Raw genomic sequence first — 15,737 nt, forward strand, 5'->3', positions numbered from 1 at the left:
GAAAACTGGCAGGGAGAAATGCGAATTAATGGTCAGAACATTACGCAATATCAAAACCCACTTTAGAAGCGGGCTGGTATGCAAGGGGCTAATGCGTCTATTTACTGTTGCGTTTGTTGATTGTCTGGCAAATCATCATGTGTCTTTTTTTCTTTTAAAGCAGAGCAAAACTGTTCATATTGCTGACTAGTCTTCATGATACCAAGGCTTACTAATTGGCGGGAATCGACGTACCTCACTGAGCCTTCATAATGAAAACTTATTTCAGGGTTCTTCTTGATGCCATCTTCAAAATGTTTGTAGTAAAATGCGCCACCATAGTGTTCTCCTCTTTTTACTTCTTCGTTTACCTCACTGATGAAATCAGACAGGAATTTAGTATGAAAAACCGCCCCCTGAATATCACTGACTTTCGCACCATTAATTGCGTGCATACCTTGTACTAAATAAGTACCTGTCAAGTTTTTGAAAAGCGGTATTTTCGACAAAATATGAGGCGGATTTATTGCTCCGAAAACCCTTTCTCTCATGCCTCCGGTAAATATAACAGACCTGAAATTCAAGAACCTGATTCGGTCAAAAAAACCAAAATAACTTTCCTGGTATTCTCTATCAAAGTACGGAAGATACAAGAGCGGACTCCCCCCGTCATAAGCAGAAGAACCCACTTGTTCTGCCGGATACATATCCAGCAAGAAAGTCCTGATAGCCGTAGAACCCTCTTCTTCCATATATTGTGTCAGCGCGCGAATGTTCAGGCTTTCTGCGTTTGGAAACCAAAAAAGTTCATCAATATCTACTACTACACACCAATGGTTTTTTCCGTAATTATCCAGCAAATGCTCCATCCAGTACCAATGGTTAACATAGGTTTCGGAGGTATTGAAGATATGTATGTTTTCTTCTTTTGCAATAACTGCTTGCGAGTTATCAGTCGAGTTATTATCAACAAGAAAAAATCTATCTACACCCAACTGCTTATAATACTCAATGAAATGCGGTAGCCGTAATGATTCATTTCTAAAAATGGCAAAGAGGCGGATTTCATTAGTATTATCACTTATTGCCCCGACATCAATCCGTTGAATTTTGCTGACAGATTTTTTCAATTGTTTTAAATACAATCTTTTATGCTTTCTTAAAGCCATGTATTCTTTCAGTTGCCTGCGCCAGGTTTTAAATTGATATTTCAGGTTGTGAAGCAGCATAATTACTTTTTTAACAATTCATCAAAAATTTCTCTGATTTTGGGGTCTGATGGGCGTGGCGCATCAGTATTGATAATTTTACCTTCTTTATCCATTATCATGTAGCGGGGAATAAAATTTACTTTCAATTTCTTTGCTATCTCTGGATCATTTCCCTTTGGCAATAAATAATTATGCGTTTCAGATAACCCAATCTGTTTTATTGCCTTTTGCCATGCCACAGGGTTGTCATCCATAGAGATATAAATAAAATTAATCCCCTTATTTTTGTAATCAATTGCCAGTTTTTTTGAGTCAGGCATTTCTTGTCTGCACGGAACACACCAAGACGCCCAAAAATCAATATAGGTTAATTGGTTGTTAAGAATTTTAGCGAGTGATTTTACTTGTTTATTGGTACCGATCAGGTCGTCAGTCTTGTGACTGATTTTTTTTAGGCTTAGGCTCTTACACAATTTATAATTATACTAAGGTTTTTGCTGGTAAAGAAAGAAATATCAATTATTTAAGTTAAAATATTTATTAATGATTTGCTCGGTTTGTGTAGGTCCATCTTTCGCATCAAAACCTCTGATTTTATGAACTATTTTACCTTTTCCATCTATGAAAAGCGTTGTAGGAATACTTCCGTCAAATTGAAATAAGTCGTTTTGATACGCTTTTAATTCGGGAGTAATAATAAATTGCTCCCAATCCATTTTTTCTATAGCTAATGCTTTTTTCCATGCTTTTGAATCTTCATCTAGCGATACCGATACCATTCTAAAATATGGGTTGTTTTTATTCTTTTTATAAATTTCTTTGAGCATCGGAATCTCCTTACGACATGGTCCACACCAAGAAGCCCACAGAATAAGCAACGTACTTTTTTCTCCTTTAACTAATACGGGTTTTAAAGAATTATCATTAGAAACTAATTTTGTATTAAAACTTAATATTAAACTATCTTTAATAAAACTATAGCTTTTAAGTTTTTGAGCAGTATTACTTAATTGAATTTGTTTGGAAAAGAGGCTAAGTAGCGAATTGATATTTTCTTTCGTGAAATCATGTCTATTTCTTTCTAATTCATAAAGCAAATAGAATGAATCAGGATACTTTTCAATAGATTTTTTCAGCTTAGTGTAATCTATCCTTTTTAGGAAATAAGTCGAGAAGTAAGCCTCTGTTTGTTCTCCTGTTTCTATTTCTTTATTCGGGAAAACAATCTTTAGTTTATCTGAATAAGAAATAAATTCCTCTAATTTCCCATTTATTTTTATCCCATCTTCCAACATGAAATTTGAAAGAAAATGTGGCTTCCCATTTAGGGTTAATCTTGTTTTAAATCCAAACAATCTTTTGACATTATTTGAATCTATGTGTTCTAAAGCTACAATTATTGGCTCTCCAAATTCTGCTTTTTTAAGAAAAAAATGGAATTTGCCTTTAATTGTTGTTGTGCTGCAAATTATAGATCTATCTAATCGAACTAGCTGTATTTTTCCATCAGGAAGGTTGTCTAAGTTTCCCACTATTTTTAGTAAGTCTTTATTAGAATCATTCTTGCAAGATGAATTAATAATAACTAAACAAATAAAAAAAATAAATACTTTTAACAACTTAACTAAATTCTTCATTTTTATATTCTTAAATATTTGTATCTAAATTTTTAATTAAGCTACTGCCCTACGTAACCTTCATCAACAACGGGGCATTCTTATTCATTGCTCTTTTTGCACGAAAGCACGATTAATAAGGTAAATGCAAAACTGAAAAATCTCATTGCTGCAATTTAAGTTGTTGGCTTGCTATCTTAAGCCTAAATATCTATTACTAACAACCTTTGCACCAAGTAGCTGCCTTACAATGAGACCAGCAATCATGTACTCCTTCAACTGCTTTGTATAGGTAATAAATGTTTACTTCAGGTTGACAAGTCGATATCTTACTTTTTCAACAATCCATCAAAAATTTCTCTGATTTTAGGGTCTGACGGGCGCGGCGCATCAGAATTGACAACTCTACCCTCTTTGTCCATGATTATGTATCTTGGAATAGCCACTATTTTTAGCTTTTTGGCTATCTCTGAATCATTTCCCTTTGGCAATAGATAATTATGCGTTTCTGATAACCCAATTTGTTTTATTGCCTTTTGCCATGCCACAGGGTTGTCATCCATAGAGATATAAACAAAATTAATCCCCTTATTTTTGTAATCAATTGCCAGTTTTTTCGAGTCAGGCATTTCTTGTCTGCACGGAACACACCAAGACGTCCAAAAATCAATATAGGTTAATTGGTTGTTAAGAATTTTAGCGAGTGATTTTACCCGCTGACCGGTACTGATTAATTCATCACTATTAAATCTGATTTTCTTTAAACTGAGGCTCTTGCGTAAGTAATTATTATATTCAGATGTTTTGCTGGTGGCATAAAAAACATTGGTTAAGCTATCATATTCTTTTTTAGAAAATCTAATCCGGGTGGTTTGCTTATCGACCCAAAATAATAATTTAAACTGCAGATAATCTTTAGTATCAGCCTTAAAGTTCTGGTCAATGACAGCAAACATTTTTTTTAGTTCTATGGACTCTTTACCATACTTAAGGTAATAAAGCAGGTTTACTATACCCCAGCAACTTTTGCGATAATAAGGCATATTCAATAAACGGTGCTGGTTCAATTCTGAAACACTCTTACTCAGTTCCTCCAGATATTTCCTGTCCCATTTTTCATAGTTGCCAAAATACGTTCTCCTATATAATTTATCATACTTAATAATGTTCATCCAATCGTTTAAAAATGCTTTGTCTAAGTTAAACTGCTTGCAATACTCTTTTAAATAGTTCTGTTTTTGTTTAAATTTTTTGTCAATTTTTTTTTCTCTCAATGCATAGTTATTTAAAAAAGTACTATCTAAAAAAAATGCACTTAAAAAAGTATTATCATTCTCAGAGTCAGATTGGCATCTATAACTGTAATCAAAATTGAGTTCTTTGTTTACTTTTCCATTTTTCGTTCTTGCCACTATCAATTTTGGCCTGGTACTATCTGCTTCTATTTCAATTATTTCATCATAATTTCTCATTAAGATATCCTGAGAACGCCAGTGTGAGGTAGAGATTAACCCTGATTCCGGAATCGAATTACGGCCTTCCGTTAAATCATTTAACTCGTCAAAAATGTCTTCATAAGCCAATACATGGTTATTTAATACATCTTTTTTTACCATAACGTTTACAGAATCAATGTCAGGATTTGCCAAGGCCTTATCCTGCATTTTATTCTGCTCGCTTGCACAACTAAAAAAGATAATTGCTAAAAGATTACAATAAGTAAATTTCATATTTGTAAGCATTAGTCAGAGCTTTACTAACCCCGAATTGTATCAGGGTTAGTGTAATTAAACAATTTACCACGACTTATTGGTATGAGAAGAACAGTTATCACAACTGTAATAAGCATGTACCCCGCCACCCCAGGATGCAACAGTAGTTGCTTCATTTTTGGCCACTTCAAGACGATATCTTACTTCCTCAACAACTCATCAAAAACTTCTCTGATTTTCGGGTCTGATGGCCGGGGTGCATCACTATTGATTACTTTGCCAGCTTTATCCATAATCATGTATCGAGGTATGGCAGATACATCAAACTTTCTGATAATTTCCGATTGGCCAGCATTCATTAGCAAAAGACTTCCCTGATTGCCTAAGTTCAATTGGGTGTTAGCTTTTCTCCAAGCATCATGACTCTCATCTATCGACAGATACAGAAATTTAATACCCATATTTTCATATATTTTCTTTAATTGAATAGACACAGGCATTTCAATTCTACATGGAACACACCATGAGGCCCAGAAATCGAGATAATAAAACGCTTGTTTGTCTGTCTTGATTACTTCATTAAGATTGTCGAATTTTCTTCCTTGTAAATCAATAATCTTTGCCTGCCCCGCTGCCTTATCAGATTGAAAGTACGTAGCATGCAAAAAACTTCTGATTGAGCTATCGGCAGTTGAGTTATAAAAACGCCTCGCCAGCTTTTGGGCTTCGTTCCTGCTTTGTGAATGAACCATTCCTAAGGCGTACATAAGCACACCTGTTTTTGATTTACCTGCATAAATTTCTTCGCACTTCTCAAAATATCTGATATGATTACTGGAAGTAAAATCTTTTTCAACCAGATATTTAGCCCAATTGTAAAGAAACTGGATATAGTATAGCTTATTTACCAGGCTATCATTAATCAATTGTTTGGTAATGTGTGTATCAACCTGGATTTTATTTCTGCTTTGAAGCACCCCGCTATAAAAATTGTATGTTTGTCTTTGTTTGGTTTCCTGATAGAACTTTTCTGAAACGAGGTTATTTCTATAAAGGCTATCCAAGAAATGCTGACTATATTGTATGCTTTTCGTTGGACTCAGAAATTCTCCCTTCAATATCCTTGCTTTAGAGTCTGACTCAAGCGCTACTGTATTTGAAATTTTCTGATCGAAATCATCAATTCCTATACTTTTCAGATTCAATAAGGTGTAATAGTTCATCTCATTAAAGTTAAAACTCCGATTCTTTAATCTAAAAATCGGATAATCCTTTTTATTGAGTGCAATTTCTACCACATCCCCTTTTCTGAATTCCTGCGAAATATTATAGGTAAACTCTTTATTCATTGAGTTTATAGTTACCATTAAATTGTCGCCGGAAAGAATCGAATCTTTTAATTTATTTTTATTCAGGTTAACCAGCGCATATCCATCCCGAGAATTACAATTCAGTAATAGTTCTCTGGCGGTATTGGCTTCTAATGTGAAGTATATATAACCCGGAGTTTTCTGCGAGTAACCTTTGTCGGCTGATTTCTGGACAACCTTAAGCTTATCATTCCTTGCTTTATCTGCCGAACACGAAAAAAACACAAAAAGAACAAAATAAACGATCGTAAGCCAAAGTGAATGCTCCCAAATTGGCAAGCATCTTTTTTGTAAAGCGTAAGAATTACTAATGGTAAAAAAAAGTCTCCACCCCGCTGATTTTCGCATTTCATTAACGGTTGATTGGTCTAGTAAAAAAAAGATTTTTCGGTATCATGTTAATTTGTTTTTTGGACACTGCCCTCTCTGCACCACAGTGCCTTTCAAGAGTAAGTAGAAACCTACTTACTCTTTGTTTGAACTACTTTTAACTTATTATACATCAGATAAAAGTATCAAAATCATGAGACCAAAAGTATTTACCAAGTTTTAACAACTCCATTAAACTGGATAATTCCAGGGGCAATGATCACAACAATAATGTGTTCCGTTTTGACCTGCCAGATATACGGCATTCTTTTTTGAAACACCGTTCGAATCATAAGGGGCAGGTTTCCAATAAGTGGTTACAACCGTAGTATAGCTTTTGAGGTAGGCATCCCACATAGTATGATAAACTTTCTGTTGATAGCCGCATTGACCACCCCCCAGAATTTTTGCCATTTCTGATTTTGACAATGAAGAACTTTTGAATTTTAACAGTTTTTCCATGATTCTTAAATGTTAAATTGAGAATTATTTAAGTTTGATTTGCAAATCCTAGATTGAATTGATTCCTGACTATTTTACCCAGATCATCGGCCTGATATGTTTTAGGGATAAACCTGTTATTAAGGAATCTAACTGGTGCTTCTCTGATATTTGCCATTTCCAACCATCTTAAATGCAGAGCCATTTGTTCTCGTCCATTTTTGTTATCATTTTTTATTCCAAATTTTGCCTCCCATTTCTCTATGTCTTTGTTATTATCGTTAAACCATTCATCCAAAGCAGTTTTTATATCAATACCGTTGGCCTGACCCAATATCTGAGATGCAACCTTACCTCCCTCATCGTGTGCAGCCATTGATGCGGCCAAAACTATATCAATCTTTATATTACCCTCGTTCTCTATCAATCTTTTCGCGGCAAAATAAGATTGCCTACAAGAGCCACACCCGGGGCTCAATATCAAGAGTAAATGATTGCCGGCATCATTGTTGCCCATTTGTATGGTCTGCATTCCATCAAAAAACGGAGGCAGAAATGTTTCTTTACTAAATATTGAATTCATAAAATCGGTGTTGAACTTTAGTTTTTGTAGTTCAACGTAAAGACTATCTGCCCGCAATGATTTTATAAGGAGGCCTTTTATTAATACCCAGAGAACAGGGGTAATCAGAAAAGCTATTAGTGCAATTTTATACGAAAAAGTTGCAGGTAAACCAGTATTTACTGGCCAATTGAATAAAAACTCTACCCATAATAAAACTTGTATACTAAGGCATAAGACACACCATTTCCGAACAACAAAACCTTGATAATAAACAGACCATAGGGTGTAAGGCATTACCAAAACCCCAAGAATCTGAATGAAAGGTATGGCACGTACTCCATCAAAAAGCAGCGCTAAAAAACCACCTGAAAAATAAAAAAACCCGATTTCTGCCCATGATATCCATCCAAATAGCTTTGCCGCCGGAGAATTTAATACAGAATCACAGTTTGATTTATTATTTAATTTACACACACTTTGCAGAAATGAGTTGCCGGCATCAAGACTATACCAAACCAACATGGCAGAAATAGTTAATCCGATAGTTTTAGATAGCAGCAAACCGTAATACAGCTGGTTGTTATGAAATAAAATCTCCTGAAAAGTTTCAAAGCCCATCATACCCAAGATTACTAGCAGACCTACCACAAAAAATGGCAAACGCAAACCATTCAGAATTTCATTTCTACGATTTTGCTTAAAGTTTGGCTCACCAGATTCTTCATTGGGTTCTATTAATAAAGTTATTCCCTGCCAATTATGCGTAAAGTTGGTAATTGATTCTTTACGTATCCCTTCCATGTCATGTCTCCATTCAATTGTATCGTTTTCAACTTTGGTAATCGTCACAAAACTGCCACCATTGTCGTCAAAATATGCAATAGCAGGCAACGGAATTTCGTAAATCTGCCCGGGGTCAAGTCTGGTTGCCAGATTGGGTATATGCAGTTCATTCAGTATTTCACTTATACCTAGTATTGAAGTCGGATGATTATGCTGAAGAATGGCACTTTTGAGGCTTGTTTCAGTAACCTTAACTTTTGAAATGGTTAATAATTGCCAAAGTGCTTCAAATACATTTTTTTCATTCATGTTTAATCTCATAGTCCTAGCTGATTAAGTATTACCTGATTCCTTTGATGCGAATAACAGCTTTTTATTTTTTGCAAACTTTCGGTGGTTTTTTCTTTAAATACCGCGTGATTTAAAAGCCTTTCAATTTTTGATTTCATATCATTTGTACGTTCATAGGCAAAATTCCCCCTCAACCCTATACCATGATACTCCACCTTCAAGCCGTTTCCATTCTGGTCGTAGTGCATATCCAGCGGATAAACCAACATTGGCACCCCAAACTCAATGGCTTCTTTAATTGAACCCAAACCGCCATGGGTTATCAATAAATCGCTCTCTTTGAGTACCTCAAGCTGTGGTACTCTTGAAAAAAAACAGATGTTACCCCCTGCCTTTAACTGAGATTTGAATGTCTCAATAACAAACCGGTTGACAGATATGATAAGTTGAATATTACCAAGCTCATGTATTACCTCAACCAGATTGGAGACAAAATTCAGAAGTGTTCTATCCGGCCCGGCATAATAGGTACCAAAACTGCAATAGATAATTTTTTGCCCGTTTGCCCGATGCTTTTTAATATCTGGCCATAATTCGGCAAAAGAAGTGTCCAATTCAGTATCCTGCCTTTGCGAGCGGGTACAAAGACCCAGATAATGCTGCCATTCCTGCCTTACATGAGGCGAAAACTCAAATTCAAGCGGTGCTGCAATCAACTCCGGCACCCCCCGGAACATCTTTGTGAAATGATTTTCTTTGTCTAGCGTGTTCTCTGACACTCCGCTTTTTTGAAATATGTGCTTTTCCTGTCGCTGGTTCAGGTATGCAAGAATGCTTCGTTTAGGATGGGTAAAATTCCACCAGAAACCCGGCTTTCCTTTTATTTTCTTAGGCTCAATTGCTCTGTTTTTTAACCAGGCCCCCTCTGATACTATCGGATAACCATTTACCCTATACGTAGACAACATGGGATTGAAAAAAACTATATTCAGGCTTTGATTGAGTGATTTCAGTACCAGATAGTCGGTACTACTAAATATGTCAATAACAACACTTGCGGGTTTTACTACTTCTAAAATATGGCTTAATTCATTCTGCCGATACCTGAATAGCTCGTTGTTCCAGTAGGCCTTTGATAAACTCCAGAAACTGACCTTTTTTTTCTTTTCAATGGCAATAAAAGTACTTTCCATGTTGAACATCACTTTTACGCCACTTTGTCTGATTGCCTTATAACTGTTTTTTTCAACTAAATCTGCCAGTATATCATCGGTTACTGCAAAGTAAATTTCGTACTTATCGGCAAGTAAATCGGCTACATACATAGCAGGCATTACGTGGCTACGAATAGAAGCCGGTATAAAAAGTAAACCGGGGAGTTTCATAAAAGTAGTTTGATAGTCACATGTAAAAGTTAAAGGCTGTTTTCTAAAAACAAACTGTTCTAAAACCTTTACAAATCAAATTTGTGGGTTTTGATTTGTAAAATCAATCAAAACACTAATAATAAAATAATAATAAATCTTAATAAAATTCTATATTTGTAATACCCGCAGTTATTAATTTTGTACAGCTGCCTGACTATAAAGCACTTAACTTAAATACCGAATTATTAACTATTGACTATTCAAATAATATTTTTTACTTTGCGTTACTCTATTTAGTTACTGAATACTAATCCTTAACTATATTGCTGCGATGAAACCTATAGAAGAAGCTCTCTTTAATTATCAATTAGAGAAGAGATTAACACAACATGAAATGGCCGCGTTACTCAATGTTTCGCAAGCCACCTACAACAACTGGATTAACCAAAAATCCACTGTTTCACCCAAGTATTATCCCGTAATCACCAAGGTTTGCGGCATAGAGGTCTCTTACCAAACTTCAGGCAAGAAGCGTGCTGATTCTATTGAAAACAAAACCCATGAAAATGAGCTTAAATTGTATCAGAAATTTACTCAGAATTTAGAAGAACAAATTGCTTACCTCAAAGAGCGGGCAGGTGAATTGCAGTTTAAGTTGCAGGAAAAAGAAACAATTCTCAGAAGTCAGCAGGAAGAAATTAATATGTTAAGAAAGCAGCTGGTATGAACTGTGCATTTTATAACAGGCTATTATGCAATTAATTGCCGGCAGATAATGCCCTGAGGTTAGGATACACGCTCACTTTTTTGTTTTGTTGGCCTCTTCTTCAAAGAAAGAAAACTACAGGCTTCTTCTTTGACGCTTGGCTTTTTTATACTTTCAGGCTAAAACAGGTAAAATTAAGGGCACTCCTTGCAGACTTATCTTTCTCTATTTCTTTGAGGGTCTTGGCTTTTTTGTTTGCGACAAGCCCTTTTACCTCTACGCTGGTAGGCTGACTGCTGCCATGCGTGAAGCCTAAATAACTAATTACCCTTGCCACCTGCTCATTTACGTTCAGCTCTGCCAGTTTAAACTGCTGTTCAGCTGATGGCCTGTCTTTGAAGCAAGAAAAATAATGCTCAATGTATAGCTCTTCCAAAGCTTGTTCGTGAGGCAAGCCATTCATACCTTTTTTTTCAATTACACTCTTAATAAACCTGCAGTCTGCATCATTTACCAGATATATGGTTCTGATGCTCTCTTCAGTAATTAAATAATTAATGACCGAATCAAAATCTTCTGCCTGCAGCAACGAAGCGCCGGGATAAGACAGAAAGAAAGCGTCGACCCCGAATCTGGATTGCAGAAAGGCCTCCATATTTGAAAACGGACAAACAATAAATAGTTTTGCGGCCATGTTTTTTTTAGATGAAATTTTATCAACAACAGCTTGAGGAACTAAGGGCACGCCGTCATTTCAGCAAGCGCACCCTTCCATTCAATGGCACATAAATATGTTTATTAGCTCTTCATATAGGCATAAATATTATGCTTACATAAGCCGGGCAGATATAACGGCATCCAGCTTTATATTGCCACTTTTACTCATGACCAGATTCCTGAACTCAAACAGTTCTTTCTGAAGACCTTTTATTCTTGACTCCCGGTATTTTATGTCTTCTTCAGTGCTGTCTAAAGCAATCTTACTTTCATGATACCTGATTTTGGCATGTATCATTTGCGTTACAAGCTGCAGGGCATCATTACAGCTGAACTCTCCATTTATAAGTTGAATGTTCATATTTTTAATTTATTGACCTTGTCCTAATGAGTAAGCCGGTTTGCCATCAAAGGCATAAAGGTTTTCGGTTTTTATGGTATCTATATTCTCAGCCAGCGCCTTGCTCAGCAATTCAATAATATCATTTTTATCTATTGCTTTGCCTTCAGCTGGTTTAAAACGGCATCGCCAGTGGTCGGTGCAGAAGGTCTCTTTAAACCCGTTCGGCCATACTTTTATACCGCGGTTGGTAATCATGCTTAACACGGCTGCCTCACTTTCAATTTTCTTAATAATCGGCGCCAGTTCCTCGGGGTCTGTACCTGACCAGTGAACAAAAACATCAACCCCGACCAGTTCTTTATTAGCGGCAGGCTTACGGACGTATTTAGGGAGATTAAGCGTTGAATTTCCGGCGTAGCTAACCGGCTTCAGCGTGGCTGGTTTACAGCCCAGATTACCAATTACTGCCTGGGCAAATTCGTTGGTTCCTACTTTTTGCTTACTTACGCCTTCTTTAAAAATATCATAGGTATGTATGCCATCTTCAAGTGTTTTCAGCCAGGCGTTATGTACTTTCTCGGCCACCTCTGTTTGGCCTATATGGTTAAGCATCATAATGGCTCCATTGAGCAACCCAGAAGGATTAGCCACGTTTTGCCCTGCTCTTCTGGGTGCTGAGCCATGAATTGCCTCAAACATGGCGCATTCTTCACCGATATTGGCAGAACCCGCCAGGCCCACTGAACCCGTTATCTGAGCTGCCACATCGCTCAGCACGTCACCGTATAAATTGGGCATCACAATTACATCAAAGGCTTCAGGGGTATCGGCCATTTTTGCCGCACCAATATCAATTATCCAGTGTTCGTTTTCTATTTCCGGGTATTCTTTGGCAATTTCATCGAAAACCTGATGAAACAAGCCATCGGTTTGCTTCATGATATTGTCTTTCGTAAAACAGGTTACCTTTTTCCGGTTTTGCTGTCTGGCGTACTCAAAAGCATAACGTACAATTTTTTCGCAGCCAGGTCTGCTTATCAGTTTCAGGCACTGAACCACCTCGTCGGTCTGCTGATGCTCAATACCTGCGTATAGGTCTTCCTCATTTTCACGGATAATCACAATATCCATTTCAGGATGCTTCGTATTCACAAAAGGATACAAGCTCATGCAGGGTCTAACGTTTGAATATAAACCCAAAAATTTTCGGGTGGTAACGTTCAGACTTTTATAGCCCCCACCCTGCGGTGTAGTAATGGGTGCTTTTAAAAAAACCTTGTTGCGTATAATGGTATCCCAGGCTTCAGCAGCTATACCAGAGGTATTGCCCGCCAGATATACTTTCTCCCCTACCTCTATTTCCTCTGCTTCAATTTCAGCGCCTGCCGCCATTATAATTTCTAGTGTGGCATCCATTATTTCAGGCCCTATGCCGTCTCCTTTTGCAATCGTTATTTTTGTCATTTTCAATTGGGTTTATTTTTAACGACACAAAATTCTGTATTTTAAATAATAAATTTTTATTTATGTTTGTAATGCAAATCATAAATAAAACTTATGAATTATACGCTTAACCAATTGCAGATTTTTTTAAAAGTAGTACAAACCCAAAGTGTAACTAAAGCTGCAGAAGACCTGCACCTGACCCAACCGGCAGTATCGATACAACTCAAGAATTTTCAGGACCAGTTTGATATTGCCCTTACAGAAGTAGTAGGGAGAAAAATTTACATTACCGATTTTGGAAGAGAAATTGCCGATGCAGCAGAGAACATCATTAATCAGGTATATGCTATTAATTATAAAACACTGGCTTATAAGGGCCAGCTTACTGGCCGGCTTAAAATTTCGGTGGTATCAACAGGCAAATACGTTATGCCGTACTTTCTTACTGATTTTATGCAGCAGCACACAGGTATAGAATTAGTGATGGACGTAACCAATAAAAACAAGGTAGTAGAAAGCCTTGAAAACAACGAAGTAGATTTTGCACTTGTTTCTATCTTACCCACCACACTTAACATTGAAAAACTTGACCTGCTGCAAAACAAACTCTATCTGGTAGGCAAAACAAGCTTAGAAAAAAGCCTGGCACCGCAGGAAATTTTCACTCAATACCCACTTATTTTCAGAGAAAAGGGCTCTGGCACCAGGCAAACAATGGAGAGCTTTATTGAGCGAAATCATATTGAGGTTTTGAAAAAAATGGAGCTTACATCAAACGAGGCAGTTAAGCAGGCATTGCTGGCGGGTCTGGGGTATTCTATTATGCCCCTGATTGGCATCAGGAATGAACTGCAGAATGGCGAATTACAGATAATTAAGACAGAGGGCCTGCCCATCAAAACCACCTGGAGCCTTATATGGCTGAAAGGCAAAAAACATGCACCGGTTTCTTTGGCGTTTCTGTCGCACCTCAACAACAAAAAATCAGAAATTGCCGAGGCCAAATTCAGTTGGTATGAGCAGTATTAATAAATAACATGGGCAATTTACTCTGTATTACTGATTAATTTAAACATAGGCTCAAACTGCCAACTTAACATTTTTACGTAATTTAGCGAAAAAATCATCTGAATTAACAAACTAAACCTGACTGGATCATTTCATGAAGCACCTGCTTAACCTCTTCTTTACTTTATTGCCTTTCATTTCAATAGCGCAAAAGCCCCTGAACAACGATGCCCGAATGGCCATAGAGCAGATTGATTCTAATCGCATTAAGGCTCATGTGATGTATCTTGCCGACGACAAGCTGAAGGGTCGCCAGCCCGGAAAAGAGGGTTTCCGGATGGCCGTAGATTATGTGCAGAAGCAATATAAAGAAATGGGCTTACTGCCTGCCGGAGAAAACGGCACTTACCTGCAAAAGGTAACTTTACGCAAAAGCCGCCTCATTAAAGAGCAAACAGCCTTGACAATAACTTTGGCCAACGGAGCAAAAAAACCATTGACGCTGGGTAATGAGTTTTTTGTGTATCCGCATCCCGAACGGAAATCTATTGATTTTGATGCGCCTCTGGCTTTTGTAGGCACTGGTTTTGATGCCCCCGCCATTGGTATTCAGGACTTTAAAAACCTGGATGTGAAAGGCAAAATAGTGATTGTGCTTCGTAAAGTGCCAGACCACCTGTCGGCCAATGTGAAACTACATCTGCAATACCCTGCTACCCTGCAGGAATACGCGGCTAAAAACGGCGCCATCGGCGTTTTGGTTTGTAACTATACCAGCAACAATGTTCAGTTTAAAGCCCTGGCCAATAATATGTCTGTAAATGGTATTGGTGCGGCCATTCTGCCCGACGGCAAAAGGGCCAGTTCGGCATCGGTTTTGGGAGGAAAAATACAGATGGCCGGTGGTATTACTGTACCCTTTCTGAAAGAACTGATGCAGGCTGAAGGAGAAAATCTAGATACAATATGGCAAACGCTGGAAAAAGGGATATACGTAAGTAAATCGTTGAAGGGTTCTTTAAGCGGGCATTATGAATCTGCTTTTGAAGACACCGAGAGCTTCAATGTGATAGGTAAAGTAGAGGGTTCTGACCCCAAACTTAAAAACGAATTTGTTATTCATTCTGCCCATCTTGACCACCTGGGGGTAGGGAAACCTGTGAACGGAGACTCTATCTATAATGGTGCGCACGATAACGCCTCTGGTGTTGCCTGCGCGCTTGAGATTGCCCGTGCCTATACCAAACTGGCCACCAAACCCAAACGCTCGGTGGTATTTGCCATGATGACAGCCGAAGAATTGGGCTTGCTGGGCTCGGGTTATTTCAATGCGTTACCCACCTTACCCAAACAGCAGATTGTAGCCGATATAAACACCGATATGCCTACCATAATGGCTCCGCTGGAGTCGGTAGCTCCTTTAGGCGCCGAACACAGCAGCTTACAGAAAGTGGTAGAAGAAGCTGCCAGCTATGTGGGGCTGAACGTTGAGCCAGACCCGGACCCGTCTGAAGGACGTTTTGTAAGAAGCGACCAGTATAATTTTGTAAAAGCAGGCATACCTGCACTCCATATTAAATATGGCTACAAAAAAACTACAATTGAGAAAAACCTGGCCGAAAAGGTGAAAGTGTGGAGAGAAGCCAATTATCATAAACCATCTGACGAGGTAAATGATACCTTTGTGTGGTCGGCAGGGCGTAAATATGCACAGGTAAACTTTCTTATAAGTTATTTGGTTGCGCAAAACCCCGCAAGACCCACCTGGAATAAGGGAGATTTTTTTGAGACAACGGCCGGAAAATGATATTTT

The 15,737-nt window shown here is 37.7% G+C and carries 14 protein-coding genes; 3 read left to right on the plus strand and 11 right to left on the minus strand.

From position 1 onward, the window contains the following. Window positions 1-101: 101 nt before the first annotated feature. The 8 genes from NZ848_RS10075 to NZ848_RS10110 all read right to left on the minus strand — a co-directional run bounded on the left by NZ848_RS10075 (window position 102) and on the right by NZ848_RS10110 (window position 9,722). The gene (locus NZ848_RS10075) at window positions 102-1,208 is read right to left on the minus strand and encodes a glycosyltransferase family 2 protein (RefSeq protein ID WP_259015387.1); all 1,107 of its coding nucleotides are present in this window, start codon (window positions 1,206-1,208) and stop codon (window positions 102-104) included. A 2-nt stretch (window positions 1,209-1,210) separates the two neighbouring features. Beyond that, complete coding sequence (locus NZ848_RS10080; protein WP_259015388.1) at window positions 1,211-1,663, minus strand: TlpA family protein disulfide reductase; 453 nt, start codon at window positions 1,661-1,663, stop codon at window positions 1,211-1,213. Window positions 1,664-1,705: 42 nt separating this feature from the next. Then, window positions 1,706-2,827, minus strand: coding sequence for a TlpA family protein disulfide reductase (locus tag NZ848_RS10085; protein WP_259015389.1), 1,122 nt, complete (start codon window positions 2,825-2,827; stop codon window positions 1,706-1,708). Between the two features lie 308 nt (window positions 2,828-3,135). Further along, entirely contained in the window at window positions 3,136-4,536 is a 1,401-nt protein-coding gene (locus tag NZ848_RS10090) for a TlpA family protein disulfide reductase (RefSeq protein WP_259015390.1), read from the minus strand. A 182-nt stretch (window positions 4,537-4,718) separates the two neighbouring features. Further along, window positions 4,719-6,113 (minus strand): TlpA family protein disulfide reductase, encoded by a 1,395-nt coding sequence (locus NZ848_RS10095; protein WP_259015391.1) that lies wholly within the window; start codon window positions 6,111-6,113, stop codon window positions 4,719-4,721. A 336-nt stretch (window positions 6,114-6,449) separates the two neighbouring features. Beyond that, the gene (locus NZ848_RS10100) at window positions 6,450-6,719 is read right to left on the minus strand and encodes a hypothetical protein (protein WP_253530992.1); all 270 of its coding nucleotides are present in this window, start codon (window positions 6,717-6,719) and stop codon (window positions 6,450-6,452) included. Window positions 6,720-6,747: 28 nt separating this feature from the next. Further along, complete coding sequence (locus NZ848_RS10105; RefSeq protein WP_309600826.1) at window positions 6,748-8,367, minus strand: vitamin K epoxide reductase family protein; 1,620 nt, start codon at window positions 8,365-8,367, stop codon at window positions 6,748-6,750. Next, window positions 8,364-9,722 (minus strand): glycosyltransferase, encoded by a 1,359-nt coding sequence (locus NZ848_RS10110; RefSeq protein ID WP_259015393.1) that lies wholly within the window; start codon window positions 9,720-9,722, stop codon window positions 8,364-8,366. The genes NZ848_RS10105 and NZ848_RS10110 overlap by 4 nt, the downstream gene beginning before the upstream one ends. A 313-nt stretch (window positions 9,723-10,035) precedes the next feature. Between NZ848_RS10110 and NZ848_RS10115 the strand changes: the two genes are divergently transcribed. Next, complete coding sequence (locus NZ848_RS10115) at window positions 10,036-10,431, plus strand: helix-turn-helix domain-containing protein (RefSeq protein ID WP_253531000.1); 396 nt, start codon at window positions 10,036-10,038, stop codon at window positions 10,429-10,431. A 145-nt stretch (window positions 10,432-10,576) separates the two neighbouring features. On the opposite strand, the gene NZ848_RS10120 is transcribed toward NZ848_RS10115, so the two are convergent. From NZ848_RS10120 to NZ848_RS10130, 3 genes are all read right to left on the minus strand, one after another. Then, the gene (locus NZ848_RS10120) at window positions 10,577-11,104 is read right to left on the minus strand and encodes a hypothetical protein (RefSeq protein ID WP_259015394.1); all 528 of its coding nucleotides are present in this window, start codon (window positions 11,102-11,104) and stop codon (window positions 10,577-10,579) included. Window positions 11,105-11,239: 135 nt separating this feature from the next. Continuing rightward, entirely contained in the window at window positions 11,240-11,488 is a 249-nt protein-coding gene (locus NZ848_RS10125; protein WP_259015395.1) for a hypothetical protein, read from the minus strand. Between the two features lie 9 nt (window positions 11,489-11,497). Further along, entirely contained in the window at window positions 11,498-12,934 is a 1,437-nt protein-coding gene (locus tag NZ848_RS10130; protein ID WP_259015396.1) for an NADP-dependent isocitrate dehydrogenase, read from the minus strand. A gap of 93 nt (window positions 12,935-13,027) precedes the next feature. Here NZ848_RS10130 and NZ848_RS10135 point away from each other — a divergent pair, with 93 nt between their 5' ends. Then, entirely contained in the window at window positions 13,028-13,945 is a 918-nt protein-coding gene (locus tag NZ848_RS10135; RefSeq protein WP_259015397.1) for a LysR family transcriptional regulator, read from the plus strand. A gap of 133 nt (window positions 13,946-14,078) precedes the next feature. Next, the gene (locus tag NZ848_RS10140) at window positions 14,079-15,731 is read left to right on the plus strand and encodes a M20/M25/M40 family metallo-hydrolase (RefSeq protein WP_259015398.1); all 1,653 of its coding nucleotides are present in this window, start codon (window positions 14,079-14,081) and stop codon (window positions 15,729-15,731) included. The last annotated feature ends 6 nt before the right edge of the window (window positions 15,732-15,737 follow it).

It is taken from the genome of Emticicia fluvialis (assembly GCF_024793945.1).
GTDB classification, from domain to species: domain Bacteria; phylum Bacteroidota; class Bacteroidia; order Cytophagales; family Spirosomataceae; genus Emticicia; species Emticicia fluvialis.